Source organism: Treponema sp. OMZ 840, from assembly GCF_050937815.1.
Classification (GTDB): Bacteria; Spirochaetota; Spirochaetia; order Treponematales; family Treponemataceae; genus Treponema_C.
On sequence record NZ_JACDIJ010000007.1, the window covers coordinates 63,169 to 86,767 of the forward strand.

Below are 23,599 nucleotides of genomic sequence, written 5' to 3' on the forward strand. Positions count from 1 at the left end.
ATTTTCGGCACCGATATTTCGATACCGATTAAAATTTAAAAGGACCGATTACGTTGCACTAAATAAACCGGCATGTTATTAAAACGCTAAAGCGAGAACTTCTTCCATATGCGTTACCGGATAAAAGCTTATTCCTTTTTTTACATGCTCGGGAATATCATCCAAATCGCGCATATTTTGCTTAGGTATAATAACATGTTTTATTCCGTTTCGTCGAGCGGCAACCGTTTTTTCTTTTAAACCGCCTATGGGAAGCACTTGGCCGGTTAATGAAAGTTCGCCGGTCATCGCAAGATTTTTACGTATGGTTTTATTCTTTAAAAGCGATAATAAGACCACCGTCATCGTTATACCGGCAGAAGGTCCGTCTTTGGGCGTTGCGCCTTCAGGGATATGCAAATGAATCTTGTGGTTTTCGAAAAAGTCGGCATCTTTTATTTTATGTTCTATAGCGTATGAGCGTACCCAGCTCATTGCTATCGAAGCCGACTCTTTCATAACATCTCCCATTTGGCCGGTTAAATTAAAGCCTTCTTTTCCGGGAATCGTCAAAGCTTCCAACAAAAGCGTATCTCCGCCCATACTCGTCCAAGCAAGACCTATTGCCGTGCCGGGACGGTCGGCCTTTTTACGGTTATCTTCATCGGTAAACACGGGCTTACCCAAATAATGTTCGATAAGCACTTTACCGGGAGTAAGCGGACGCGATAAAAGTCGGTTTAATTTTTTTTGAGATTCTTTTTCTTCTTCGCTTATAATACGCTTTAATTCCTTCGGTTTTTTTTCTTTACGGCCCGTATCGGGAACGTCTTTTGTCGCTTCCCTTGTTTTTTCTTCAGCCGCTTTTTGATCCTCAATACGCTTTTCAAGTTCTTTTTGTGAAGCATCTTTTAAAGCATACACCCTATCCATAAGAGAAGATATTTCAGGCTCTGCAAGCAATTCGGCGGCATATTTACGGTGAATTTTATCAAGATTTTTTTCAAAATTACGCACACCGGCTTCCCGTGCATAGGAATTGGCGATAAAAAGCAAATCGCCTTTAGAATAATGTACTTGATTTTTAGCTAAACCGTTTTTTTGCAAACTTTTCGGCACTAAAAAATGTTTGGCTATTTCGATTTTTTCCTGATCGATATAGCCCGAAAGATGAATGATTTCCGCGCGGTCGCGCAATGGTTCGGGAATTCCGTCAAGAGAATTTGCGGTAAGCATAAATAAAATATTAGATACATCAAAGGGTATATCCAAATAGTGATCGCGGAATGCAACGTTTTGCTCCGGATCAAGTACTTCCAAAAGCGCACTTGACGGATCGCCTTGATAGCTTGAACCCATTTTATCCACTTCGTCAATCACAAAAACGGGCGCTTTGGTTTTTACGATTTTTAACCCTTGAATGATTTTTCCGGGCATAGCGCCTATATAGGTTCGGCGGTGCCCTTTAATTTCCGCCTCGTCGCGCATACCGCCTACCGAAAATCTGAAAAAAGGTTTATTCATTGCGCGGGCAATGGAACGGCACACGCTGGTTTTTCCTACTCCCGGCGGACCGACTAAAAGTAAAATGGAACCCTTGCTGTCGTTTTTCAGCTTTCTTACGGCAAGATATTCTACTATGCGCTTTTTAACATCTTCAAGCCCATAATGATCTTCATCCAGTGTTTTACGCGCTTGGCTCATGCCGTAATTTTCGGGCACCGGTTCTTCCCACGGCAAATTGACAATCGTGTCCAAATAATTCCGGGTAACGATATATTCGCTTGAATTCGGATCCATAAGAGAAAACTTTTCAAGCTCGCCGGTCACGGTTTCGGCAATTTCGCCTTCAAACCGGAATTTTGCAATTTTTTCTTCAAACTTTTGAAAATCCGAACTTTTGGCATCGCTTGTCATGCCCAATTCTTCTTTAATGGATTTTAACTCTTCTTTTAAAAAATACTCGCGCTGATTTTTTTCAATACGATCGTTTAACTCCGTTTGAATCTTTTTTTGAATACGCAACAGCTCTTGTTCTTTTTTTATAAATACAAGAACGCTTTCCATACGTTGGCGTACATTTTGCATTTCCAATACTTTTTGCTGTTCGTCTTTGTCGATATTCAAAATGGAAGCTATAAAGTCGGCTATTTTTCCGGGATGGTCAATGTTTACCATATTCAAGCGCATTTCTTCGGAAAAAAGAGGATTGTTTTCCGAAATTTCTTTCATTTCGCTTATTAAGGCACGGGTTAAAGCCTTTACTTCAAAGGTTGCATCTTCTTCGTCTTCAAGATATTCGACAACAACGGCCATCGGATTTTTTTGACTGAGCGCTTTGCGTATACGGAAGCGTTTAATTGTCGAAATAAAAATATTAACGCCGCCGTCCGGTAAATTGATTTTTTTTATAATCCGTGCCGCAGTTCCTACTTGATGTAAATCGGACACAACAGGAGTTTCCGCTTCGCTTTTAAGCATAACAATACCGATAAGGCCGTCTTCGGTATAGGCGCTTTCTATCACCTTTGTATCTTCTGCCGAATTAATCATAAGAGGTGTAAATATACCGGGAAAAATCGGGCGCCCCGAAAGCGGTATTAAACGTAATTTATTTGAAAGGGTTTGATCCGCCGGTACAATGGTTTGTTCTGCCATATAAAAAACTCCTAAGGAATACAAAGCCGCAGCAGCGCATTCCGTCCGTACATACTATAAAATATCTACATTAAAATATCTACATTTTTTCGGGAAAAGGCAAGTTTTTTCCGCCGTTAAAAAAAGCCCGAACCCACCGTTTAAGCAATAGACAAAAAAGTCCGCAGCGGTACTTTACGAAATCGGCGGGAATTGTTACCTTTATAGAATAGATTGATTTACTGATTAAGAGGATAACATTATGATTGAACTGGCGCATGTTTCCCGTTCATTCGGTTCTTTCCGCGCAGTCGACGATATAAGTTTTTCCATTCGTACCGGAGAAATTGTCGGCTTGTTGGGGCCGAACGGAGCGGGTAAAACAACCACCATGCGGATGATTACCGGCTTTTTAAGTCCCGATGCGGGGACCATCACAATCGACGGCCGGGACATACGGGAAGACGAACGGGGCTCAAAACGTAAAATAGGCTATATGCCCGAATCGGCCCCCCTGTACGGCGATATGATTGTCGAAGACTATTTGAATTACGTTGCCGCCATGCAGGGCGTAAACGCCGCAGAGCGGGTGCCCTTTTTATGCCGTACCTGCGGCTTAAGCGATGTAATGCATAAAAACATCGCGGAACTTTCGCGCGGGTACCGCCAAAGAGTCGGTCTTGCCCACGCGCTTATGAACGACCCTGAAATCCTCATACTCGACGAGCCTACAAGCGGCTTGGATCCGAATCAAATCGGCGAAGTGCGCAGTCTTATTAAAGAGTTGGGAAAAACGCGTACGGTTATCATATCGACCCATATTTTGGGCGAAGTTGAAATGCTTTGCGGCCGCGTTATCATTATTTCACACGGGAAGATTGCAGCCGACAGCCCCACCTCGGAACTTGCAAGCCGCTATATGCGCAGCGCTTCGGTGAGCGTTGTCGCCGCCGCCGGCTCGCAAAAAGAGCTGATACAAGAGGTCGAAAAACTGAGCGGCAAGGGAACGGCAGCGGCCTTTGAAGTGCCCCTCGGCGAAACCCTTTTAAGCGGAAAAAGCGGTATCTACGGGGTGCGCGTATCCGTCGATGCGGATAAAGAAATCCGCCCCGATATTGCAAAAACCGCCTCGGAAAAAGGCTGGGCCTTGTATGAACTTTCGCTTCAACGGAACAGCCTTGAAGACGTATTCCGCACATTGACGACAGGAGGCGAAGCATGAACGTAAAATCGGCTATTATAAAACGCGAGTTGGGAGCCTACTTTACCGGAGCGGTTGCCTACATCGTTATCGGTTTGTTTTTGCTCATTTCGGGCTTTTTATTTTTTAACGTATTCTTTTTGGCAAACCGCGCGGAACTGAGGCAGTTTTTTTCGATACTGCCCGTTCTCTACGCTTTTTTTATTCCGGCGGTAACTATGCGGCTTTTTGCCGAAGAACGCAAAAGCGGCAGTTTGGAAACCCTGATGACCCTTCCGGTCGACGCCGTTGACGTTGTAATCGGTAAATTTGCGGCAGCCCTTATTTTTACGGCTATTATGACGGTTCCCACCCTCGCCTACGCAATTACGGCAGCCTCTTTCGGAAGCCTTGAAGCAGGCCCCCTCGTCTGCGGTTATATCGGCGCCCTTTTTTTAGCGGCCGCCTTTTGCGCCGCGGGCTTGTTCGCTTCGGCATCGAGTGCAAATCAAATAGTCGCTTTTTTTATAGCCTTTGCCCTTTGTGTGCTTTTGGCGATGATTGACCAATTTTTGCTCTTTTTACCGGCATCTCTGGTAAGCGTTTTACAGTATATTTCCGCGGGCGCTCATTTTACCTCGATAAGCCGGGGCATTATCGACAGCCGCGACCTTATTTACTTTGTTACACTTACCGCCTTATTTTTAACTTTGACGGTTAAAACCGTCGATTCGCGGAGGGCTGCATAATGAAAGCATTTATACGGTGGCTTAAAGGGCCTCAAAGCGATTTTTTACTTTTTATTATCGTTTTAGTATTGTTGAACCTTGCGGGTATGCGCTCTTTTTTCCGCATCGATACCACAAAGAGCAAGTCCTATTCCCTGTCGCAGTCGAGTAAACAGCTGGTGCGCACGCTCGAACAGCCGCTTTCGGTTAAGGTATTTTTTTCGTCAAACCTGCCTTCTCCGTACAATAACACCGCCCAATATGTGCGCGATTTATTAAGCGAATATGCAGGAGCTGCAAACAAACAATTTTCGTGGGAAACCTTCGATATGAACAATCCCGAAAGTCAGTCTATGGCGCGCTCGTACCGGCTCAATCAAATTCAAATACAGGAATTAAAAGAAAGCGAAGTCGGCTTTAAAAACGTATGGATGGGCTTGGTGCTTACCTATGCCGACCGCATAGAAATCCTCGACGGCATTACAAGCTCGGAAGGTTTGGAATACAAGCTGACGACAAAAATGACTTCGATGATAAATGCGGTAAGCGCCCTTGCAGGCTTAAAAGGACAGGCGGACTTAAACCTTTACTTAAGCGAAGATTTGGCAGCCTTTAATATTCAAGGCTTTTCTTCGATTGAACCTTCGGTGTCCAAGGCGGCTGAGGCGGTAAACAAAGCCAATATGAACCGCATACGCTATAATTACGTAAAGCCCGCGCAAGCCGATGTTGAAAGCTTAAGCGAAACCTACGGCATTCCCCTTATCCGCTGGACAAACAATAAGGACGGTTCAACGGGCAAGGGCATTATCGGTTTGGTGCTTTCGTACAATGACACTTTCCGCCTTATTCCTTTGCAGATGTCGCAAAGCCTGTTCGGTTCTTACGGAATTGCGGGCTTGGACGATTTGGAAAAAAACATTACGGAAAACCTCGCCTCTTTGGTGTCGCGTTCGACCGAAATCGGCTATGTAAGCGGCCACGGAGAATTGAGCTTGCAGGATGCACAATCGGGAGCCGCAAACCTTGCCGCCTATGCCTCCGATATGTACGGTTTTAAAGAAATACGCACCGCCGAAGAAGAGATTCCCTCAAACATATCGACCCTGATTATCAACGGGCCTACCGAGGAATTCGGCGAAGAAGAATTGTATAAGATAGACCAGTTTGTTATGAAGGGCGGAAAGCTTGCGGTCTTTTTAGACCCCTTTATAGAAAAGCAGGACCAAATGGCGATGTACTACGGTATGCCGCCCTCATACGAAAAAAACGCAACGGGGCTGGAAAAGCTTTTAAAGGCTTACGGCGTTGAGCCGGCCGAAGGTTATGTGATGGACAAACAGTGCTACAGCCAAAGCGCACCCGGAAAGGGAAAAACCGAATTTTATTTTGCGCCCGTTATACATCAAAGCGGTTTGAAAAACAACCATCCGGTAACATCGAACCTGTCGTACGTTCTCTTTTTGCAAAGCGGCGCCCTAACGCTGAACGATGCGGCTTCGGCTTCCGGTGCTGAAGCTCACGTACTTGCAAAAACAAGCAAAGAAAGCTGGCTGCAAAAAGAAATTACCGCGCTGGATCCCTCGTATATTTTCCCGCCTGCAAAAGAAAACATGGGCGAATACAATCTTGCCGTTCTTTTGGAAGGCTCTTTTAAAAGCGCTTTTGCAAACGCTCCGGCAAAAGGTAATGACGAAAAGGCCGGGACGGCGGATGCTGCGGGCACAGCTAAAACTTCCGCCGGCGCTCAAAACGCCCTCGTTTCCGAAGCGCATGTATCGTCCGGCATACAAAGGTCGGCGGTTTTTGTTGCAGGTTCTTCAAAGATTACAAGCGGCGCCTTAATCGACGAAGAGGGGGGACAGCCCGTAGCCGTTTTTGTACGCAACGTTTTCGACTTTTTAAACGGCAGCGAAGATTTTTGCTATATGAGAAGCAAGGGGCTTTCGCGGAACGTGTTGGATAAGGTTGAACCCGTATCGGCCGCCGTTGCAAAACTTTTTAACCAATATATTCTGCCCTTGCTTGTCGCCGTTGCAGGACTTATCGGACGGCACATGAAAAAGCGGCGCACAAAAGCCATACAAAAACGCTATGCGCAGGATGAAAACGCACAGGAGGCTGTACAATGAATATGCTGAAACTTCGTAAAATACTGCTTCTTTCGGCCGCCGCGGTTTTGGCGCTGGTATACGCTTTGCAGTTAATCGGCGAAAGGAAAAACGCCGTGAGTGACGAAGCTCTAAAACTTGAAGCCGACAGAATAGAAGTAAAGCTTGCCGACGGCGGCTTTTACGCTTTGAAAAAAGAAGGCGATGCATGGCTTATCGAGTCGGAAAACGAAGCGGGAACTGCCGCCGACACATACGCCGCCCGGGAAATAAGCGATGCCGTACAAAAGGTGCGCGTTTTGGGTAAGGTCGGTTCAATCGAGGACGCAGAACGCTTCGGTTTGGATACGGCACACGCGATTGAAGTGCGCGCACTTAAAGACGGTAAGGAACTTAGAACAATCCTTGTCGGCAAGACGGCGGGAACGGCCATGCAAACCTATGCGGTTCTCGATAAGTCGCAAACGGTACTGCTTGCCGCAGGAGATTTGCAGGGCACCTTTTCAAAAAAGGCCGAAAACCTGAAAGCGGCCGAACAGCCCCCCGCCGAGGCGCACGCCGAACAGGGCGAAGCCGAACGGGAGGCACCGGTAACGGAACTTGAAACCGCCGAAAAACAATAGGCGGAAACGGTTTTTATGCGGCAGGGATTGGAGGGGGCGGGCGCGGCGGCAAAGCAGCCGCGCCCGCTTCCGAGTGCAGCGAGGAATGGAGCCGAAAGGCGGAACCCCGTAAAGCCCGATTCAGCCGCCCAAAAAAACGCAGGTATGTAACATTAAAACCTTAAGGAGGTAAATGATGGATTATAATGTACAAAAAATCAGCTTGCAACAAGCAAACGAGGACGTACGGCGCCGCTTTATAAGCGGTGTGTACGGGTGGATGATGCTCGCTTTGGCAATAAGCGGAGCGGCGGCCTTTATAACGGCAAACAGTCAAACAATGCTCAAATTGATATTCGGCAATCCGATTGTATTTTTCGGTTTAATTATCGCCGAATTCGCCCTGGTTATTACCCTGTCGGCACGGATACGTAAAATGAGCCGGAACGCCGCAGCGGGCGCCTTTATAGTCTATTCGCTTATAAACGGCTTAACCCTTGCATCAATCTTTTTGTTGTATACGAGCGCTTCAATCACAAAGGTATTTTTAGCCTCGGCATTGATGTTCGGTGGTATGAGTTTATACGGAATGAAAACAAAGAGCGATTTGCGTTCGGCCGGCCGCTATTTAATGATGGCCTTAATAGGAATTATCGTCGCTTCAATCATCAATATCATATTCAGGTCGAGTCAGCTTGATTGGCTTATTTCGATTGTTACGGTGGTTGTGTTTACCGGCCTTACCGCATACGACACGCAAAAACTTATGACGATTTCGGTATACGCCGACGGCAGCGAAAACTTCCAAAAAGTCGCCATTATCGGAGCCTTACAACTCTACCTCGACTTTGTAAACATCTTTTTGTCGCTTTTGAGATTGTTCGGAAAGAAAAGATGAGTATTAAGGGGGAGAGAGGACACCCCGTTCTGGGCAGGGTTTCCTCTCTCCCCTTGCCCCCTCTCACTTTCCCGCACAGCCAAAGGCCTCGCCGGCCTTTGGAATCCGGCTTATACAGCTATTAGCTGTATGGTTGCTATTGTTTTCAAGTATGAGCAATTCTTCAGAATTGCGAATTTAAAGCTGTTTTTATGCGATGTTTTGACGGACATAACGCCGCACATAAAACATCCTGTCTTTTACAAGTCCGCAATTTCTTCTTCGGAAAGTCCGGTGATTTTGTGAATATCACCCAAGGGATAATTCATCGACTTCATTACCGCTGCCGTTTCCAAAGCTTTTTGCCGGGCACCTTTAGTATAACCGAAATGTTCCCAAGAGGCCTTATCGTGTTCATACTTCATACGGTTTTCATACAGCCACCGCTCTTTCGGGTCTTGGAGCATCACATCCACCGTTTCATTTGCCTGTTCCATAACAGGAGAATTATCGGCAAGCATTGCGCGCACCTCCTTATCGTCGGTTTCTATAAACTTTAGCCAATTTACCAGCCGTCCGGTTTTCTCATCGGACTCGACCTGTACCGGCTGTTTCTTTGCTGCAGCTAAGTTCAAAAAGTGAATCTCAAGTTCATCGGAAAGCTCAGTGTAAAGCCGTTTTTCCAGAACCCGATATTCACTGTGAAGTAGTTCATTTAACTTAAAACCTTCACCGACTATGTTTATTGTAATACACTTGGGCAGTTTTGTATACATGTCACCTTTTTGTAAATTCTCTGTATACATCTTTGCCCAATAAAAAACGGTACGCTGGACAAACTCATCATTCCACCTGTTTTGAATCTCAATGTCAATTATGGTACCGTTTTTAAGACGCAGTTTTACATCCAAGATCCCCGTTTTATCATTTACGGAATCAATATGGAACTCCTTATCCAAGAGTTCCAAGTCTTCAATGTCTTGAGCCGGAATATCAAGCACACAGTCTAAAAAATCCCGTAAGACAGCCTTGTTTTCTTCCGTGCCGAATACCTTTTTAAACGCATAATCGTTGCGCAGAGTGATTTTGAACACGTCAGCGGATTTAGCCTTTGTCATACTTCACCTTTCCTATACTGTTTCACCGGTGAGCAATTCTTCAGAATTGCGAACCTAAAGCTGATTATCCACGATGTTTACAGCAGGACACTGTCCTGCTGTAAACTCGAGTTAAAGAGAGCGGCGATATTTCAGCCGCTCTCTTTAAACATTATAGACGTCAGTTGACAAAAAAATAGACTTTTTCCGGAAAAAAACTATGAATTTATTTTGTATCCCGAACAGGACGTTCGGTAAAGTTTTATATCCCCGACGTTTTGGACCGGCAAAATACCGCACATAAAACATCCTGTCTTTTACAAGTCCGCAATTTCGGCTTCGGAAAGTCCTGTAACTTTTGAAATCAAGCTCATATCAAGATTCTCAAGCCGCATTAACCGTGCAGTTTCAAGTTTTGTTTGCCGGGCACCTTCGGAAATATCTTCTTCTCTGCCTTCGGCACGTTCATCGGCAAGGATATCGTAATAGTGCTGTGTGGATAATTCCCACGCTATACGCCGCTCTTCTTCGGTTACTCTGCATAATGTCGCTTCCGCCATTTCCAAGCCCTCCTCCAATGTACACAGTTTTTTAAGCATACCGCTTTGTTTGTCTTCCGCGTAGTTGCTCAAAAACCGTATCCAAAAATCCTTTGCCGTGTAATCCGCGATATCCTTACTCATAGTATAGCCGATAAGTTCGTTTAACGCAACAAAAGGAAGAGAGGAGATATCGTTCATAAAGATGCATTTTGCCGATGCGCTCGGACACACGCGCAAAAGGCTGTCTGGAAGCTTCGCTGACCGATACCGCGCTTCGCTTGTGCAGATTTTTTTGCGCGCGCTGTCCACGCTTCGGCACCTGCTTCATCTAATATCTAAACGTATACCTCGTTTCTTTTTTTGCATACCGCCATGGAGGGCGACAAAGGCTATATATCCCCAAGTTTCGCTTGCGAAACTTGAAGCTAAAAATCGTACAGGACGTACGATTTTTAGCAATGGCACGCGCAAGGTAGAGCTGATTTCTGCGCAGGACGGAAGATTTCCAAAACTGCTGCATTTCGATGTTTACAATAAGACCGTTGTCGGTTTTGGCGAGTAAGTCCAGGTGATAGGTTTCACCTTTGGGACTTTCACGAATAAGCTCGGTGTTGAGAATATCCGCTTTGCGTATAGTACCGTAGGTTTCTTTCAAAAAGGCGTTAAGAAAACTGATCAGTGCTTTGTTTCCTTCCTCACCCTTTGAAAACATCAACTTGAATACCCAGTCGGTTTTGGGGTTTAAGACTTCTGAACAGTTATCATAAAAGTACAGTATAAGAAGCCCCTCTGTGGTATAGTGGGAAAGACATGAATAAGTACAGTACGGAATTTAAGGCACAGGCATTGCAGTTGTCCGATGAAATCGGCACACGCAAAGCCTCGCAGGATTTGGGTATCAGCTATCATACGCTCAGCGGCTGGAGGAAGAGTCAAAATCGTTATAAAGACAACTGCACAGACACAGTCGGAAAAAGCGGTATGACAGAAACCGAAAGGCAGCGGACACTGGAAAAAGAGAATAGGGAACTTAAAGAGACGGTACGAATATTACAGGATGCTCTACGTTTTTTCGTCAAAGGTCAGAACAAGTAACAAAGAAACTGATTTTTAACTATATTTGTAATAGCTGTCAGACACTACAACTGTCAACGGCAAGCCTGTGTAAAGCTCTGTGTGTCAGCGAATCAGGCTATTACAAGTGGAAACGAAATCGCCATACAGTGAAAAAATGGCAGCTTCTTCTGACCGAAATGCATACTATCCTTGAAGAACATGAGGATAATAATAACTACGGAGTAACAAGAATGAAAATAGCATTGGAACAAAAAGGAATTACATGTTCGCGTTCAACAGTATTAAGGATAATGAGAAGAGGAAATCTGCTTCATAAGAGCAGAAAAAGCTCTGACGATCTTACAAAAGCCGATAAAAAGGCTCAAAAGTGTGAAGATTTGGTTAAGCAAGACTTTAGCGCTTCAAAACCTAATGAAAAATGGCTTACCGACATTACACAAATTGCCTGCAAAGATGGAACTCTTTATATAGCACCGGTACTGGATTGCTTTGCAGGAGAAATCATTTCGGTTGCGATGGATGATAATATGAAAAAAGAATTGTATGGCGTTACATCATGGTCTACTACAACAGGTTAAGAATAAATACTTTTAATGAAGGAGGATATCCTCCTTCCGTATATAGGCAAAAAGCTGCTTCAATAAAAGCTGCTTAATTATAAATTTAGGGGCTTTAGGGACTGTACTAGTATTGACTTTTCCAAGGATTATGTGTAAACGGCAGGTTGTGTGCAGCGGGGATGGGGCCGAAGGCGGACTTTTTCGGACAATCTCTATTCCGCCGCACGGAATTTTAAACCTTGATTTAAAGAGCGGCCTTTGTTAGAGTGTGTATCGGAGGAAAGGGCTGTGGATGTTGAAAAAAAAGCCGAAAACGGCATAAGCGGTATCGGCACAAAACGCTTTTGGTTTTTAATGTGGACACTCGGACTTGCAGGGCAGCTGTGCTGGAACATCGAAAATCAGTGGTTCAACACCTTTGTGTATGCAAAAATCGCAAAAGATTCTTCTATCGTAACACTCATGGTTATTACAAGCGCTCTGGTAACAACCTTTTCAACCTTTATCTTCGGTACCGTATCTGACAGAATAGGAAAACGGCGCCGCTTTGTTTCGATAGGCTACATCATCTGGGGCTTTACAACCATCCTTTTCGGATTGACCGAATTTGCAGGACGCGGGCATGTCGGAACGGGTGCAAAGGTTTCCGTGTGGGCGGCCGTCCTCGTTATCCTCGCCGACGATTTTATGAGCTTTTTCGGTTCCATGGCAAACGATTCGGGCTATAACGCGTGGAGCAACGACATGACGACGGATAAAAACCGCGGACAGGTCGGGGCGGTGCTTGCAATTCAGCCCGTTATCGGAACGATAGTCGGCACGGTGCTCGGCGGTCTTTTAATCGGAGCCGAAAACAATTACCAGCGTCTTTTTTGGGCGATGGGCTTGTTCGTCATCGGTACGGGCGTTCTTTCTTTGTTTTTGTTAAAAGACTCACCCGATTTAAAGCCGCATAAAGAAGGCTCTTTTATACAACAGTTTGCATCGGTTTTTAAGGCCGAAGGCTTTTTTTCGCATAAAGAGCTCATGCTTGCCTGTATAACAAGCGCCGTCTTTTTTATTTCGTTTAACGTGTACTTTGTTCATATGGGAAACTGGATGATTTACCGCATGGGCTTTGACGCTTCGCGCATGGGAATCATTCAGGGCGTGAGTTTGCTTGCAGCATCCTTACTCGTTATTCCCGCAATCGGCATTATAAATAAAAGCCGCACACCGCGCCTTGCAGCCTGCGCAATTATTCTTAACAGTATCGGGCTGTGTATTTTATCTTTTTTTATAAGTCCCGTTTCGGTCGATACCCGAACCGTATTCGCCGTGCAAAACAGTCCGCTTTTTTTGTCGGTTTTTTTAGCCGGTGCGGGTCAAATCCTTGTAACCCAATCGATGACGATGTGGGTAAAAGAGCTGTACCCCGAAACCTCGCGCGGTCAGTTTGAAGGAATGCGCATTCTCTTTTTTGTGCTGACGCCGATGATTGTCGGAACAATAATCGGAAACATCATCGTAAAAAAAGGGGCCGGTTCGGTTGTAAACGAATTCGGCATAACCGAAAACATTCCTGTAGAGTCAATCTATATGTGGGGCGCGGTTTTGGCCCTAAGCGCCCTTATTCCCCTGTATTTTGCGGCGAAGCTTTACAATAAGCGCAAAAATCGCAGCCGTTCATAAGGCGTTCATAAGGATAGAAAAACTGTGCGAAAAAATAAACCCATAAAGCAGCTTTTAACGCCCTGGGGCGAAAACCTGAATCGCGACTGTCCCTTAAACGAATATCCGCGCCCTCAGCTTGTACGGGCAAATTGGCAGTGCTTAAACGGCCTGTGGGACTATGCAATAACTGAAAGCTCCGTAATAACGGAAACTGAAAAGATTCCCGAAACATGGGACGGAACAATCACCGTTCCCTTTTCGCCCGAAAGTCTTTTGTCGGGCGTCGGAAAACAGCTCCTTCCCGGACAAACGCTGTGGTACCGAAGAGCGTTTTCCTTTGAAAAATGTAAGGCGGACGAAAGGCTTTTACTGCATTTCGGGGCGGTCGATCAGCATTGTACGGTATATGTAAACGGGCACAAAGCGGGAACTCATTCGGGAGGCTATTGGCCCTTTTATTTCGATATTACCGATTATATATCTTCGGGTAAAACCGAAATTAAGCTTTGCGTTACCGACGATACGGATACGGGCGATGAAGCTTACGGAAAGCAAACCCTCAACCGCGGGGAGATTTGGTACACGGGGCAAAGCGGTATGTGGCAAACGGTATGGTGCGAAAAAGTTCCGGCCTCTTACATTGAGAATATAAAAATCACCCCCCGCTTTAAAGAGGCTGCGGTTGAGCTGGAACTTTTTATTGGCGGAGGAGGTTCCGCCCCTCTTGACGCCAATCCCCCTCTTGGCTCCAATACTTCTTCGACCGGCAATGCTTCGGTTACAATCTTTGACGGGGACAAAGCGGTTGCAAAAGGCCTTTTTCAAAACAACCGCGCCCTTGTAAAAATGCCTGACGACTTTAAAAGCTGGAGCCCGGAAAGTCCTTTTTTATACGATGTCGAAATCAAAGCGGGAAAAGATACCGTGCGCTCCTATTTCGGCATGAGGGAATTCGGTATTCTCGATAGTAAAGCGGGGCCCGTTTTAAGCTTAAACGGAAAGCCGATTTTTCATCACGGCCTTTTGGATCAGGGCTATTGGAGCGACGGCATGTACACCGCCCCCTCCGATGAGGCTGTGATATGGGAAATTAAGACGCTTAAAAACATGGGCTTTAATATGCTCAGAAAGCATATAAAGATTGAGCCGCTTCGCTGGTATTACCATTGCGATAAAATCGGTATGCTTGTGTGGCAGGACTTTGTAAGCGGCGGCGGCCCTTATAAAGACTTTGTCGTAAAATACGCTCCCTGGCTCGGCTTTAATTTTAGGGACGGGAAAAGCCGCTATGCTCTTCACGGAAGAACAAGCGAAGCGGGCCGTAAAAATTTTATGCGCGATGCGGAGCGTACAATCGATTTATTGTACGGCATAACTTCCCTTGCCGTATGGGTTCCCTTTAACGAGGGCTGGGGGCAGTTCGATGCCGCCGACACCGCTGTTCTTGTACGCAACAAGGACGCAACGCGCTTAATCGACCATGCAAGCGGTTATTTCGATCAGGGTGCGGGCGATTTTCACAGTTATCACATTTACTATAAATCGTTCCGTCCGAAGCGCGACAAGTTCCGGCGCGTGTTGGCTCTTACCGAATTCGGCGGCTTCAGTTTGCCGATTGCGGGACATATGAGTTCGGATATGTTATTCGGCTATAAAATGTTTTCTGATAAAAAAGCATTAAACGAGGGTATCAAAAAGCTGTACGAACAAGATGTGTTTCCCGCAATCGCTCAGGGCTTGAGCGCTTCAATCTATACGCAGGTAAGCGATGCGGAAGATGAAATAAACGGTATATTTACCTATGACCGAAGGGAAACAAAGCTTGAGCTTACACTCGGCAGGGAAATTGCGCATACCTTGGCTGAAATCTTTGAAAAGCGCACAACATGACACGCTCTAAAAGGAGGCAATCGTGCATTTTGAAAAAATAACCGAAAACAAAAAACGCTTTCTTCCGCTTTTGCTGATTGCCGACGAGCAGGAAGATATGATTGACCGTTATTTGGAACACGGAACCTTATACGTTTTGAACGATGACGGCGTAAAAGCGGTATGCGTTGTAACCGACGAAGGAAACGGCGTTTTGGAAATAAAAAACCTTGCCGTTGACGCTTTAAGCAGAAACAAGGGATACGGAAAAAAGTTTATAGACTTTATCGGCAAAACCTACGCCGCTTCTTTTTCAATTTTGCGCGTGGGAACCGGCGACAGCCCCCTGACCCTTCCCTTTTACGAAAAATGCGGCTTTAAAAAAGCATATACCGTAAAGAATTTTTTTACCGATAACTATAAACAGCCGATTATCGAAGCCGGGGTGCGCCTTATCGATATGATATATTTGGAAAAAAAACTTACGGATTAATGCGGATTTAAAAAAAAGGAGCTTTCGTGATTTGGGATAAGGTTGCTTTTATATACGATTTATTTGCGTATCTGTACAACGGAAAAGTGCATAAAAAACTGTGCGAAAAAATCGCGTCTATGATTGATGCCGAAGATGAAGTACTTGAATGCGCATGCGGAACGGGTATGCTCAGCCTTTGTATAGCGCCTAAGTGTAAAAGTCTTACGGCCGGCGACCTTTCGCAAAACATGCTTAAACGGGCGCAAAAAAAATGCAAGGCTTATAAAAATGCGGCATTTTCCGTGTCCGATATTATGAAGCTTGATTATCCGGATAATCGCTTCGATACGGTGATTGCCGCAAACGTCATTCACTTATTGGATGACCCCTATGCGGCTTTAAAAGAGTTGGAGCGGGTATGTAAAAACGGCGGAAAAATTATTATACCCACCTATATGAGCGGCAAAACGGAAGGCAGGACAAACCGCATTGCACGGGCGGCCGCAAAACCCGGCCCGGTTTTTAAACGCCAATTTTCGTACAAAAGCTATAAGGCTTTTTTTGCCGAAGCGGGCTATACCGCAACATACGATTTAATTGAAGGCAGGCTGCCTTGCGCACTCGCCGTCATCGAAAACAGGAAAAATCACGGCATCGGCTAAAGCAATGCACGACAATGCACGAAGAGCTGCCGGAAACGAAAAAACGGCTCTGATTGCGTAGGAAATCTTATAATTATATGCAAAAATTGCGTATTTATCTTGCGTATTTTGATTTTCAATGGTATAAGTGTTATCGGGGTGATAATAATGACATTGAAAGAACTGCGCAAAGAAAAAAGGCTGACCCAACTTGAATGTGCCAAGTATCTCGGCATTCCTCTGCGCACCTACCAGAATTATGAAACGGATAAAGTAAAGTCTACATCTATGAAGTATGAATTTATGATGCAAAAATTGGAAAAATACGGCTTTGTAGATGAAACTCACGGAATCTTAACTGTTTCTCGAATAAAAGAAGTTTGTACTTCTATATTTGAAAATTTTGATATTGAGTATTGTTATCTGTTCGGTTCCTATGCCAAAGGGAAGGCTGCTGAAAACAGCGATGTAGATCTTCTGATTTCTACATCTATTTCAGGCATTAAATTTTACGACTTGGTGGAATCTTTACGAGAAAGTTTGCAAAAAAAGGTTGATGTATTAAATCGGGAACAGCTTAAAGATAACATGGATTTGGTAAATGAAATACTGAAAGACGGAATAAAAATATATGGATAATAAAAAAGATAATAGATATTACATTGGGAAAATTATCACCGATTTAGCTTTTATTGTTGAGCACACAAAAAGCTTTACGCAGGAAGAGCTAAAAGACAATGAGGTTCTGATTGATTCCGTTATGTTCAGGCTGATTCAGGTAGCGGAAAACTCGGATAAACTCACGGACGAATTTAAGAACCGTTATAGTTGTATTCAATGGAGAGCCGTGAAGGGCATGAGGAACAAAATAGTTCATGAATACGGTAATGTTGATTTAAAGGTGATATATGATACTGTCAAGAATGACATCCCTAAAATGCTGCTTGAGCTGAAAGAGATTGCCGATCAAATCCATCCCGCAATACACTAATTCCAATGTAGATGTACCCTTAAAAATCCGTACAAAAAATATCGGGTATGGAACGGCTTTTTACGTTATTCTGTAAACGGCAGGAACAAATGAATATGATGAATTCTTTTAACAAAACAATGGACTACATCGAAAGCGAACTTGACGGAACAATCGACGAAAAAGAAATCGAACGGCTTTCACGTTATTCGTTTGCCCTTTTTTCGCGTCTCTTTTCGATATTGACCGGCTACACTTTGAGCGAATATATACGTCTTCGACAACTGAGCCATGCGGCCGCCGACTTGAGAAACACGGATAAAAAGGTTATCGATGTTGCGCTTTTGTACGGGTACGAATCTCCCGACTCCTTTGCCGCCGCGTTTAAAAAATTTCACTATGCATCTCCGAGCGAAGTCAAACACGGAAAAGAATTTCAATCGTTTTCACCGTTGCGCCTGTCTTTAACCCTTACAGGAGGTCAAACGATGAAGGTTAAAATCGAAAAAAAGAAAGCTTTTACGGTTGCGGGTGTCGGCGGAACGGCAAGCGCGCCCGAGGATTTCCCCGCATTATGGAACAAGCTTTTTTCCAAAGCGCCGCACGAGGTATTGGCAAAACTGGGAAACGGTCAAAGTTTCGGCATATGTACCGAAGTAAGCGATTGCAAAAGTTTTACCTATACGGCGGCCTACGATGTACTGCCCGACGCGGAACACAGGGAACGGGCGGAAGAACTCGGCCTTTCATTTTTGGAAGTACCGGAAGCCGAATACGCGGTTGTTACGCTGAACGGGCCGGTTCCCGATTGTATACACGCAGGCTGGAAGTATGTTATGGAAACTTTTTTTCCCGAACACGGATACCGTCATGCCGGCAGCCCCGACTTTGAAGTCTATGCCGAAGGCGATATGTATTCGCCGTCCTACAACATGGAACTGTGGGTACCGATTGTAAAAGAATAAAAACCGTGTTACACTGCGCCCGGATAAAATATGAAAACATCATATAAAGCGCTTATTTTTATCTGCGCGCTGTGCTGCATTATAGGTGCCGCGAAATACGGAATTCAGACAGAGCGCCGAAAGCATAAGGAAGCGCTAAAACGGCACGTTTTGCACAACACAGACGAGTGTTTATATTACGAATCGGACACATAAGTTAGTTATATAGAACTCTTGCATAACACATCTTTCTATATTATGATACTCCTATCAAAACTTAACGCTCTTTTTTGACTTTTTATAGGAGGTTACAATGACGGCGGATTATAAAAATTGGGTTCCAAAGGGAATGTTATATGTTCTTTTCGTATTGAGCGGCCTTACCCTTGCATGCCTTGTTATCTTCGGTATATGCGGTATCGCAACGGCCGGTATAGGGCGCATCATAGCCGGCATTGTATCCGCGGCGGCATTTACAGCCTGTGCCCTCTTTACCGCATGGGCAGTCAACGCATACTGCGCTTTTTCATATAACGGTAAACGACAGCTTTCGCGCCGGATTATACAGGGTATTGCGGAATACGTCAGCCTTCCGAAAGGCGGCAGGGGCTTGGATGTCGGCTGCGGAAGCGGCGCTTTAACCATCGCATGCGCGAAAAAAAATCCTGACGCCTTTATGACGGGCCTTGACCGCTGGGGTAAAGAATACGCTTCGTTTAATAAACCGCTGTGCGAAAAAAACGCCGCAGCCGAAGGGGTTTCCAATACCGATTTTGTACAAGGGAATGCGGTAAAACTCGACTATAAAGATGAAACCTTCGATGCGGTTACAAGCAACTATGTGTATCATAATATTCCCGTAAGCGACAGGCAGCAGCTGCTTTTGGAAACGCTACGCGTTTTAAAAAAGGGCGGCACCTTTGCGATCCACGATTTAATGTCAAGCGCCCGCTACGGCGATATGCAAGCTTTTATCGAAACCTTAAAAAAGCAGGGCTATGAAAAAGCCGAACTTATCGATACGGCGCAAGGACTTTTTATGACGCCTGCCGAAGCAAAGGTGCTGTTGCTGTCGGGGTCAACTCTTTTGGTCGGCAAAAAGTAAAACGGCCGCAAACGGATTTTACGGAATTCATAAAGTTTTACGTTTTGCCCCTACCCTTCTATTGTAAAATCCGTATATCCTGAAACGGCTATAGGGCGGGCAATAAGTTCATCGACGCGGGCATGAGGCGGACCTTCGCGCAGCTGCGTAACAAAGTGTTCCAAAATGCGCTCATCAGCTTCGGCGCACACTTGAACCGAATAATCGCTCAGATTGCGCACCTCACCTTTTATATTCAGCCTCCGGGCAAGAAGCAGCGTCCAATATCTGAATCCCACTCCCTGCACTCGCCCTCGGATCCGTATACGTAAAGCTTTTTTTCCGCTCATAGTTTTTTCCATGCTCCAGTATATCGGTTTTACGCCGATTGTTCCATAATGCGGCAGGGATTGAAGGGGCGGCAGCGAAAAAATACGCGACTTTTGAAACGCTGCCGTTCCGAAGGAATGGAGCGATAGCGGAACCACGAAAAGCCCGGTTCAGCCGCCCGAAATAAAACTATGCTATTCGGAATTTTGTGAAAAAAAGGATAAAAAATAGAGGAATTTTGTGAAAAACAAGCGTTTAAATGCCGGAATTTTGTGAAAAATAAGCTTGAAAGAGCAGGAATTCGGTGATATAATAAAGCGGAAGGGAAAAGATGAAAAGAATCTTAAAGAGAAAAATCGACAGATTTCTCAAAGAATGGAAAAACAGGACAAAAAAATTACCGCTGATTGTAAAGGGTGCCCGGCAGGTCGGCAAAACCGCATCCATCCGAATATTTGCACATAAAAATTATAAGCACTTTGTTGAAATCAATTTCGCTCTGCAAACCGAATTCCGCAGTATTTTTGATCAGGGCTTTGCCGTTGATACTATCATAAAAAATATATCCTTTATCAATCCGGGCTTCATTTTTGAACCGGGAAAAACGCTGATTTTTTTTGATGAACTGCAGGCCCTGCCAAACTGTGCGACAAGCCTTAAATCGTTCAAAGAAGACGGGCGTTATGACGTGATTTGCTCGGGTTCGCTGATGGGGCTCAGTTATCAGGCAATAGAATCGAACAGTGTCGGCTATAAAGAAGAATACCAAATGTATGCTATGGATTTTGAAGAATTCCTGTGGGCAAAGGGATATAGGAAAAATCAAATTGAAGATATATACGGATATTTGAAAAATGTCCGAGCGATCCCCGACGTGCAGTTCAACGTGTTATCGGAATGTTTTAAAGACTATCTTGTAACGGGCGGTATGCCTGCAGTTGTAAAAACTTTTATAAAACAAAAAAATTATTCGGGCTGCCTAAAACTTCAAAGAATGCTTTTACGCGGTTATGAAGAAGATATTACAAAATATGCAGCGGGTTTGGATAAGGCTAAGATTTTGAACGTATATCGCAGCATTCCCGTTTTTTTAGGACAGGAAAATAAAAAGTTTCACATATCAAAGGTTGCCCCCCATGCACGCAGCCGCGACTACATCGGAATTGCCGATTGGCTCAAGGATGCCGGTATTGTGAATATCTGTTATTGTTTGAACCTGCCCGAGCTGCCGCTCAAAGGTAATTGCGATTATGCAAAATATAAAATGTATTATCACGATACCGGACTGTTAATCGCATCTTTGGATGATGAGGCTCAAGAAGATTTGCGGAAAAATAAAAATTTCAATATCTATAAGGGAGCGGTATTCGAAAACATCGCAGCGCAAATGCTTGTGTGTGCAGGCTATAATTTGTTTTTTTATAAAAATGAAAAATCGACTATTGAGATGGATTTTTTTGTCCGCGATAAAACGTCCCTTATTCCCGTAGAAGTTAAAGCACGGGACGGGGCAACGGCGTCTCTAAACAATTTAATACGACAGAAAAAATATGCCGATATACGTTACGGTATAAAACTCTGCGCCAAAAATATCGGTTTTAACGGAAGCTTTTATACGATTCCGTATTTTTTGATCTTTATGCTAAAAAGATTTTTATCCGAAAAAGAGGAGAATTAAAATGTTTTATCCTGTTGATGATTTAAAAGATGAGGAGATTTTTCTCAAATTAAAAAAGACGGCCGAGGCACAGCTTGAACCGGTTTGAAAGGAGATAAAAATATGCTATCGTTTTTATTCGATATGGTGATTATAACTTCGCTCATAATTTCGGTAACGGCAGTGCTGATGCTTTTTATGGGACGCCGATACGATAAACAACGGCGCAAAGGAACATTACGGGGAAGAGCACTGATTGACTACACGGCCGGTGAAATGCTTGGCGAACTGGGGAGAACTTACGAAACGGGGATCGGTTCAATCGACGGTTTAAAAGCGGTTGATTTATATCTTGAAAAGAAAAAGAGCCTCTACCCTGCCGAAAGCTTATTGAGCGATACGGAACTCATCCTTCGTGCAGGCTCTTTTACCGGTACGGTTTTGCGCCATGCCAAACATTACCGCTGGAAATTCAAAGACAATATTCCGCTTATGCACAAAAAAGGCAGAACGGTTTATCCGTTTGAATTGATAAAACAAAAAATCGACGGCAGTTTAAACAGTATATATGAATACTGCAAAGATTTGTAATTCGGCGGGGGATAGTGAAAGATAAGGACAGTATTCGGGTAAAAAAAATGATTTTTTTTATAAAATGTTGTATACTGTAAGAAATGGGGGTATGACATGTCTGAACAAGCCTTTAAACAACTTTCAGAACAAGTTGATATGCTTTCTTACGCCGAAAGAATAAGATTGCTTGATAAAATAGTGAAGACTTTACACACACCTGTAAAAACTCATAAAAGAGAAGCCTCTGACTTTAATGCCGCCTTTGGATTATGGAAAGACAGAGATATTTCCGTTGAAGGAATAAGAACTAAGGCTTGGGAACGTTTTTAATGATTTATCTTTGCGATACATGTGTTCTTATAGACTATCTTCGCGGAAAAACTGCAGTTCAGCCAAGAGAGATAAAATTGATTAATGAGACGGTAGCTATATGAAATATGATTTTGACTTTCTTGAAGACTATTCTAAGAATTATAATGTAACTATAAAAAGAGAAGGCAATATATTTTTTGAAATCAGCTTGGATCAGGATGTTACAATCCGTTTTCAAAATGCGGAGAATGAAAAAGATTCGTTAATTGCATTTGTAAACAGCGAGTGGCATTGTCATAATGATATAATTTTTTCCGGAAAAAACGGCTATTATACATCTTTGAATTATATTGATTTTATTTTAGAAATAATAGACGGGAATATATTAATTTGTTCATCATATGCGGCAGGAGAATTAAAAGATGTGTATCCTGTTCACAAAGATTATTTTGATGAATTCGATTATATGGAATTCGGTGAAGAGCTGAGAATAAAAAAATTGAAAATCGAAAATATTAGATAATATAATAGTGATATGCCGATATTGGAATAAAATGAATTTCATCTATTTTACAATTATAATAATAACCGCTCTTTTTATTTCTTTGTATTTTTATAAAAAAAACAAAAAAGATTCTAATGTATATATAATGCAAAATAAAAATGACAATGATTCTTCTGATAAAAATGCAAGTGAAAATTTGACAGATACAAATGACAAAGAATTTGATAATTATAAATTTGAAATAATATATTATTGGGTAACACAAAAAGTTCTGCCGAATAAAAATATAGATTATAACATTCTAAAGGAACAAATCATTAAAACAATCGGTTCTCTTCCCGAAATTTTAGAAGATAATACTACATTCATACAAAAGGAACAAAGCGAATTTGTAAAGGAAGTATTGGGAAGAGCAGAGTTTTCTTCTCCACTAAAATATTTTATAATAACTAAGGGGCAAAAATTATTTTCCGGTCTAAAAAATATATTCATTATTATAGGAATCGCCTTTTTTATTTTATTTCAATTTGAGATTAGAAAAGAAATCGATAAATTCAGTTTTTTCTATTTTGGAACTGCGATAATTTCATGTATTTTTTCGTTTGTGTTCGACAGCTTATCTAAAAAATTTCTTTCGGCGATTCTAAAAAACCTAAAACCGGGAGACTATATTAAACTGATTTTTGAACCTGATGAATTAATTGAAAAAAAAGTCAAAATAAATCAACTAAGCACTAATGAAACTATGTTTAATAAGACAACTGTTTTTCTAAGCAGAAAAAAAATGTTATGTGAAGATTTTTTATCGCAAAGTTCGGAAATGTTACATACTATTAGTAATAAATTATGTTTGTATATTGTTATTGATTATCTAAAAATAAATTATTCCGAAGAAACATATAGAGAATATCTTCTTGAAAAAGAAATTGACGCTTTGGAATTTATCTGCGGATTTAATCCGAATGCGGTTTCTGCCAATTTCGAGCTTGCACTATTATATTTCGAAAGCAAACGATTTGACGATTTTTATAAAAGGCTATTAAAACATAGAACCGTGAACGGATATGATTGGATGATCGAGTCATATATCAAATCATATGAATTCTATAAGATGAATTGTGAAAAACAATAACCGCCTAACAATATTTTCAATATACGGTTTAAGCAACTATCAGCCGGACCTCCTGCCGGACAGT

At 43.3% G+C, this 23,599-nt stretch carries 24 protein-coding genes and 2 pseudogenes; 21 read left to right on the forward strand and 5 right to left on the reverse strand.

What is annotated here, in order from left to right; genetic code table 11:
- Positions 1-78: 78 nt before the first annotated feature.
- Entirely contained in the window at positions 79-2,637 is a 2,559-nt protein-coding gene (gene lon, locus H0R92_RS09795) for an endopeptidase La (protein WP_432963923.1), read from the reverse strand.
- A 241-nt stretch (positions 2,638-2,878) separates the two neighbouring features.
- On the opposite strand from lon, the gene H0R92_RS09800 reads away from it, so the two are divergent.
- From H0R92_RS09800 to H0R92_RS09820, 5 genes are all read left to right on the forward strand, one after another.
- Entirely contained in the window at positions 2,879-3,838 is a 960-nt protein-coding gene (locus H0R92_RS09800; RefSeq protein WP_428771052.1) for an ABC transporter ATP-binding protein, read from the forward strand.
- Positions 3,835-4,545 carry an ABC-2 transporter permease gene (locus H0R92_RS09805; protein ID WP_432963927.1) on the forward strand — a complete coding sequence of 237 codons (711 nt, stop codon included), beginning with the start codon at positions 3,835-3,837 and terminating at the stop codon, positions 4,543-4,545. The genes H0R92_RS09800 and H0R92_RS09805 overlap by 4 nt, the downstream gene beginning before the upstream one ends.
- Entirely contained in the window at positions 4,545-6,656 is a 2,112-nt protein-coding gene (locus tag H0R92_RS09810) for a Gldg family protein (RefSeq protein WP_432963930.1), read from the forward strand. Before H0R92_RS09805 ends, H0R92_RS09810 begins: the two co-directional genes overlap by 1 nt.
- Positions 6,653-7,258 (forward strand): DUF4340 domain-containing protein, encoded by a 606-nt coding sequence (locus H0R92_RS09815; protein ID WP_428771049.1) that lies wholly within the window; start codon positions 6,653-6,655, stop codon positions 7,256-7,258. The genes H0R92_RS09810 and H0R92_RS09815 overlap by 4 nt, the downstream gene beginning before the upstream one ends.
- 172 nt (positions 7,259-7,430) lie before the next feature.
- Positions 7,431-8,135, forward strand: coding sequence for a Bax inhibitor-1/YccA family protein (locus H0R92_RS09820; protein ID WP_432963933.1), 705 nt, complete (start codon positions 7,431-7,433; stop codon positions 8,133-8,135).
- A 239-nt stretch (positions 8,136-8,374) separates the two neighbouring features.
- Here the strand turns inward: H0R92_RS09820 and H0R92_RS09825 are convergent, their stop codons facing one another.
- Together H0R92_RS09825 and H0R92_RS09830 are read right to left on the reverse strand one after the other, a co-directional pair.
- Positions 8,375-9,232 (reverse strand): Rpn family recombination-promoting nuclease/putative transposase, encoded by an 858-nt coding sequence (locus H0R92_RS09825; RefSeq protein ID WP_432963936.1) that lies wholly within the window; start codon positions 9,230-9,232, stop codon positions 8,375-8,377.
- 296 nt (positions 9,233-9,528) lie between these two features.
- Positions 9,529-9,924, reverse strand: a pseudogene (locus H0R92_RS09830) (hypothetical protein); the annotation flags it as partial.
- 31 nt (positions 9,925-9,955) lie between these two features.
- Between H0R92_RS09830 and H0R92_RS09835 the strand changes: the two are divergent.
- The gene (locus H0R92_RS09835; RefSeq protein ID WP_432964055.1) at positions 9,956-10,315 is read left to right on the forward strand and encodes a hypothetical protein; all 360 of its coding nucleotides are present in this window, start codon (positions 9,956-9,958) and stop codon (positions 10,313-10,315) included.
- On the opposite strand, the pseudogene H0R92_RS09840 reads toward H0R92_RS09835, so the two are convergent.
- A pseudogene (locus tag H0R92_RS09840) lies at positions 10,205-10,465 on the reverse strand (PD-(D/E)XK nuclease family transposase); the annotation flags it as partial. The gene H0R92_RS09835 and the pseudogene H0R92_RS09840 overlap by 111 nt on opposite strands.
- Before the next feature lie 98 nt (positions 10,466-10,563).
- Between H0R92_RS09840 and H0R92_RS09845 the strand changes: the two are divergent.
- The 10 genes from H0R92_RS09845 (at position 10,564) to H0R92_RS09890 (ending at position 19,047) form a co-directional block, all read left to right on the forward strand.
- Positions 10,564-10,848: a transposase gene (locus H0R92_RS09845; protein WP_432963939.1), complete on the forward strand. Its 285-nt coding sequence runs from the start codon at positions 10,564-10,566 to the stop codon at positions 10,846-10,848.
- A gap of 212 nt (positions 10,849-11,060) precedes the next feature.
- Positions 11,061-11,408 carry a DDE-type integrase/transposase/recombinase gene (locus H0R92_RS09850; RefSeq protein WP_432963942.1) on the forward strand — a complete coding sequence of 116 codons (348 nt, stop codon included), beginning with the start codon at positions 11,061-11,063 and terminating at the stop codon, positions 11,406-11,408.
- Positions 11,409-11,744: 336 nt separating this feature from the next.
- Entirely contained in the window at positions 11,745-13,061 is a 1,317-nt protein-coding gene (locus H0R92_RS09855; protein ID WP_432964052.1) for an MFS transporter, read from the forward strand.
- Between the two features lie 24 nt (positions 13,062-13,085).
- Positions 13,086-14,933, forward strand: coding sequence for a glycoside hydrolase family 2 protein (locus H0R92_RS09860; protein WP_432963945.1), 1,848 nt, complete (start codon positions 13,086-13,088; stop codon positions 14,931-14,933).
- 22 nt (positions 14,934-14,955) lie between these two features.
- Positions 14,956-15,405 (forward strand): GNAT family N-acetyltransferase, encoded by a 450-nt coding sequence (locus H0R92_RS09865; RefSeq protein WP_432963948.1) that lies wholly within the window; start codon positions 14,956-14,958, stop codon positions 15,403-15,405.
- A gap of 26 nt (positions 15,406-15,431) precedes the next feature.
- Positions 15,432-16,049 (forward strand): class I SAM-dependent methyltransferase, encoded by a 618-nt coding sequence (locus H0R92_RS09870; RefSeq protein ID WP_432963951.1) that lies wholly within the window; start codon positions 15,432-15,434, stop codon positions 16,047-16,049.
- 147 nt (positions 16,050-16,196) lie between these two features.
- Positions 16,197-16,667: a nucleotidyltransferase domain-containing protein gene (locus tag H0R92_RS09875; RefSeq protein WP_432963954.1), complete on the forward strand. Its 471-nt coding sequence runs from the start codon at positions 16,197-16,199 to the stop codon at positions 16,665-16,667.
- Positions 16,660-17,019: a HepT-like ribonuclease domain-containing protein gene (locus H0R92_RS09880; RefSeq protein WP_432963957.1), complete on the forward strand. Its 360-nt coding sequence runs from the start codon at positions 16,660-16,662 to the stop codon at positions 17,017-17,019. Before H0R92_RS09875 ends, H0R92_RS09880 begins: the two co-directional genes overlap by 8 nt.
- 47 nt (positions 17,020-17,066) lie before the next feature.
- Positions 17,067-17,963: an AraC family transcriptional regulator gene (locus H0R92_RS09885; RefSeq protein WP_432963960.1), complete on the forward strand. Its 897-nt coding sequence runs from the start codon at positions 17,067-17,069 to the stop codon at positions 17,961-17,963.
- Between the two features lie 292 nt (positions 17,964-18,255).
- The gene (locus H0R92_RS09890) at positions 18,256-19,047 is read left to right on the forward strand and encodes a class I SAM-dependent methyltransferase (protein ID WP_428770895.1); all 792 of its coding nucleotides are present in this window, start codon (positions 18,256-18,258) and stop codon (positions 19,045-19,047) included.
- 50 nt (positions 19,048-19,097) lie between these two features.
- Here H0R92_RS09890 and H0R92_RS09895 read toward each other — a convergent pair whose 3' ends face one another.
- On the reverse strand, positions 19,098-19,388 hold the full coding sequence (locus H0R92_RS09895) for an acylphosphatase (RefSeq protein ID WP_432963963.1): 291 nt from the start codon (positions 19,386-19,388) through the stop codon (positions 19,098-19,100).
- A gap of 299 nt (positions 19,389-19,687) precedes the next feature.
- On the opposite strand from H0R92_RS09895, the gene H0R92_RS09900 reads away from it, so the two are divergent.
- The 5 genes from H0R92_RS09900 (at position 19,688) to H0R92_RS09920 (ending at position 23,535) form a co-directional block, all read left to right on the forward strand.
- Positions 19,688-21,034, forward strand: coding sequence for an ATP-binding protein (locus tag H0R92_RS09900; RefSeq protein WP_432963966.1), 1,347 nt, complete (start codon positions 19,688-19,690; stop codon positions 21,032-21,034).
- Positions 21,035-21,136: 102 nt separating this feature from the next.
- Complete coding sequence (locus tag H0R92_RS09905) at positions 21,137-21,604, forward strand: hypothetical protein (protein ID WP_432963969.1); 468 nt, start codon at positions 21,137-21,139, stop codon at positions 21,602-21,604.
- A 96-nt stretch (positions 21,605-21,700) separates the two neighbouring features.
- Positions 21,701-21,916 (forward strand): hypothetical protein, encoded by a 216-nt coding sequence (locus tag H0R92_RS09910; RefSeq protein WP_432963972.1) that lies wholly within the window; start codon positions 21,701-21,703, stop codon positions 21,914-21,916.
- A gap of 100 nt (positions 21,917-22,016) precedes the next feature.
- Positions 22,017-22,421: a hypothetical protein gene (locus H0R92_RS09915; protein WP_432963975.1), complete on the forward strand. Its 405-nt coding sequence runs from the start codon at positions 22,017-22,019 to the stop codon at positions 22,419-22,421.
- Between the two features lie 31 nt (positions 22,422-22,452).
- Positions 22,453-23,535: a hypothetical protein gene (locus tag H0R92_RS09920; protein ID WP_432963978.1), complete on the forward strand. Its 1,083-nt coding sequence runs from the start codon at positions 22,453-22,455 to the stop codon at positions 23,533-23,535.
- Positions 23,536-23,599: the final 64 nt, after the last annotated feature.

What these genes read in the sequence shown, in the direction of transcription:
- lon (WP_432963923.1), bottom strand. Translation starts at nt 2,637, where the DNA reads ATGGCAGAACAAACCATTGTACCGGCGGATCAAACCCTTTCAAATAAA.
- H0R92_RS09800 (WP_428771052.1), top strand. Translation starts at nt 2,879, where the DNA reads ATGATTGAACTGGCGCATGTTTCCCGTTCATTCGGTTCTTTCCGCGCA.
- H0R92_RS09805 (WP_432963927.1), top strand. Translation starts at nt 3,835, where the DNA reads ATGAACGTAAAATCGGCTATTATAAAACGCGAGTTGGGAGCCTACTTT.
- H0R92_RS09810 (WP_432963930.1), top strand. Translation starts at nt 4,545, where the DNA reads ATGAAAGCATTTATACGGTGGCTTAAAGGGCCTCAAAGCGATTTTTTA.
- H0R92_RS09815 (WP_428771049.1), top strand. Translation starts at nt 6,653, where the DNA reads ATGAATATGCTGAAACTTCGTAAAATACTGCTTCTTTCGGCCGCCGCG.
- H0R92_RS09820 (WP_432963933.1), top strand. Translation starts at nt 7,431, where the DNA reads ATGATGGATTATAATGTACAAAAAATCAGCTTGCAACAAGCAAACGAG.
- H0R92_RS09825 (WP_432963936.1), bottom strand. Translation starts at nt 9,232, where the DNA reads ATGACAAAGGCTAAATCCGCTGACGTGTTCAAAATCACTCTGCGCAAC.
- H0R92_RS09835 (WP_432964055.1), top strand. Translation starts at nt 9,956, where the DNA reads ATGCATTTTGCCGATGCGCTCGGACACACGCGCAAAAGGCTGTCTGGA.
- H0R92_RS09845 (WP_432963939.1), top strand. Translation starts at nt 10,564, where the DNA reads ATGAATAAGTACAGTACGGAATTTAAGGCACAGGCATTGCAGTTGTCC.
- H0R92_RS09850 (WP_432963942.1), top strand. Translation starts at nt 11,061, where the DNA reads ATGAAAATAGCATTGGAACAAAAAGGAATTACATGTTCGCGTTCAACA.
- H0R92_RS09855 (WP_432964052.1), top strand. Translation starts at nt 11,745, where the DNA reads ATGTGGACACTCGGACTTGCAGGGCAGCTGTGCTGGAACATCGAAAAT.
- H0R92_RS09875 (WP_432963954.1), top strand. Translation starts at nt 16,197, where the DNA reads ATGACATTGAAAGAACTGCGCAAAGAAAAAAGGCTGACCCAACTTGAA.
- H0R92_RS09880 (WP_432963957.1), top strand. Translation starts at nt 16,660, where the DNA reads ATGGATAATAAAAAAGATAATAGATATTACATTGGGAAAATTATCACC.
- H0R92_RS09885 (WP_432963960.1), top strand. Translation starts at nt 17,067, where the DNA reads ATGGAACGGCTTTTTACGTTATTCTGTAAACGGCAGGAACAAATGAAT.
- H0R92_RS09890 (WP_428770895.1), top strand. Translation starts at nt 18,256, where the DNA reads ATGACGGCGGATTATAAAAATTGGGTTCCAAAGGGAATGTTATATGTT.
- H0R92_RS09895 (WP_432963963.1), bottom strand. Translation starts at nt 19,388, where the DNA reads ATGGAAAAAACTATGAGCGGAAAAAAAGCTTTACGTATACGGATCCGA.
- H0R92_RS09900 (WP_432963966.1), top strand. Translation starts at nt 19,688, where the DNA reads ATGAAAAGAATCTTAAAGAGAAAAATCGACAGATTTCTCAAAGAATGG.
- H0R92_RS09905 (WP_432963969.1), top strand. Translation starts at nt 21,137, where the DNA reads ATGCTATCGTTTTTATTCGATATGGTGATTATAACTTCGCTCATAATT.
- H0R92_RS09910 (WP_432963972.1), top strand. Translation starts at nt 21,701, where the DNA reads ATGTCTGAACAAGCCTTTAAACAACTTTCAGAACAAGTTGATATGCTT.
- H0R92_RS09915 (WP_432963975.1), top strand. Translation starts at nt 22,017, where the DNA reads ATGAAATATGATTTTGACTTTCTTGAAGACTATTCTAAGAATTATAAT.
- H0R92_RS09920 (WP_432963978.1), top strand. Translation starts at nt 22,453, where the DNA reads ATGAATTTCATCTATTTTACAATTATAATAATAACCGCTCTTTTTATT.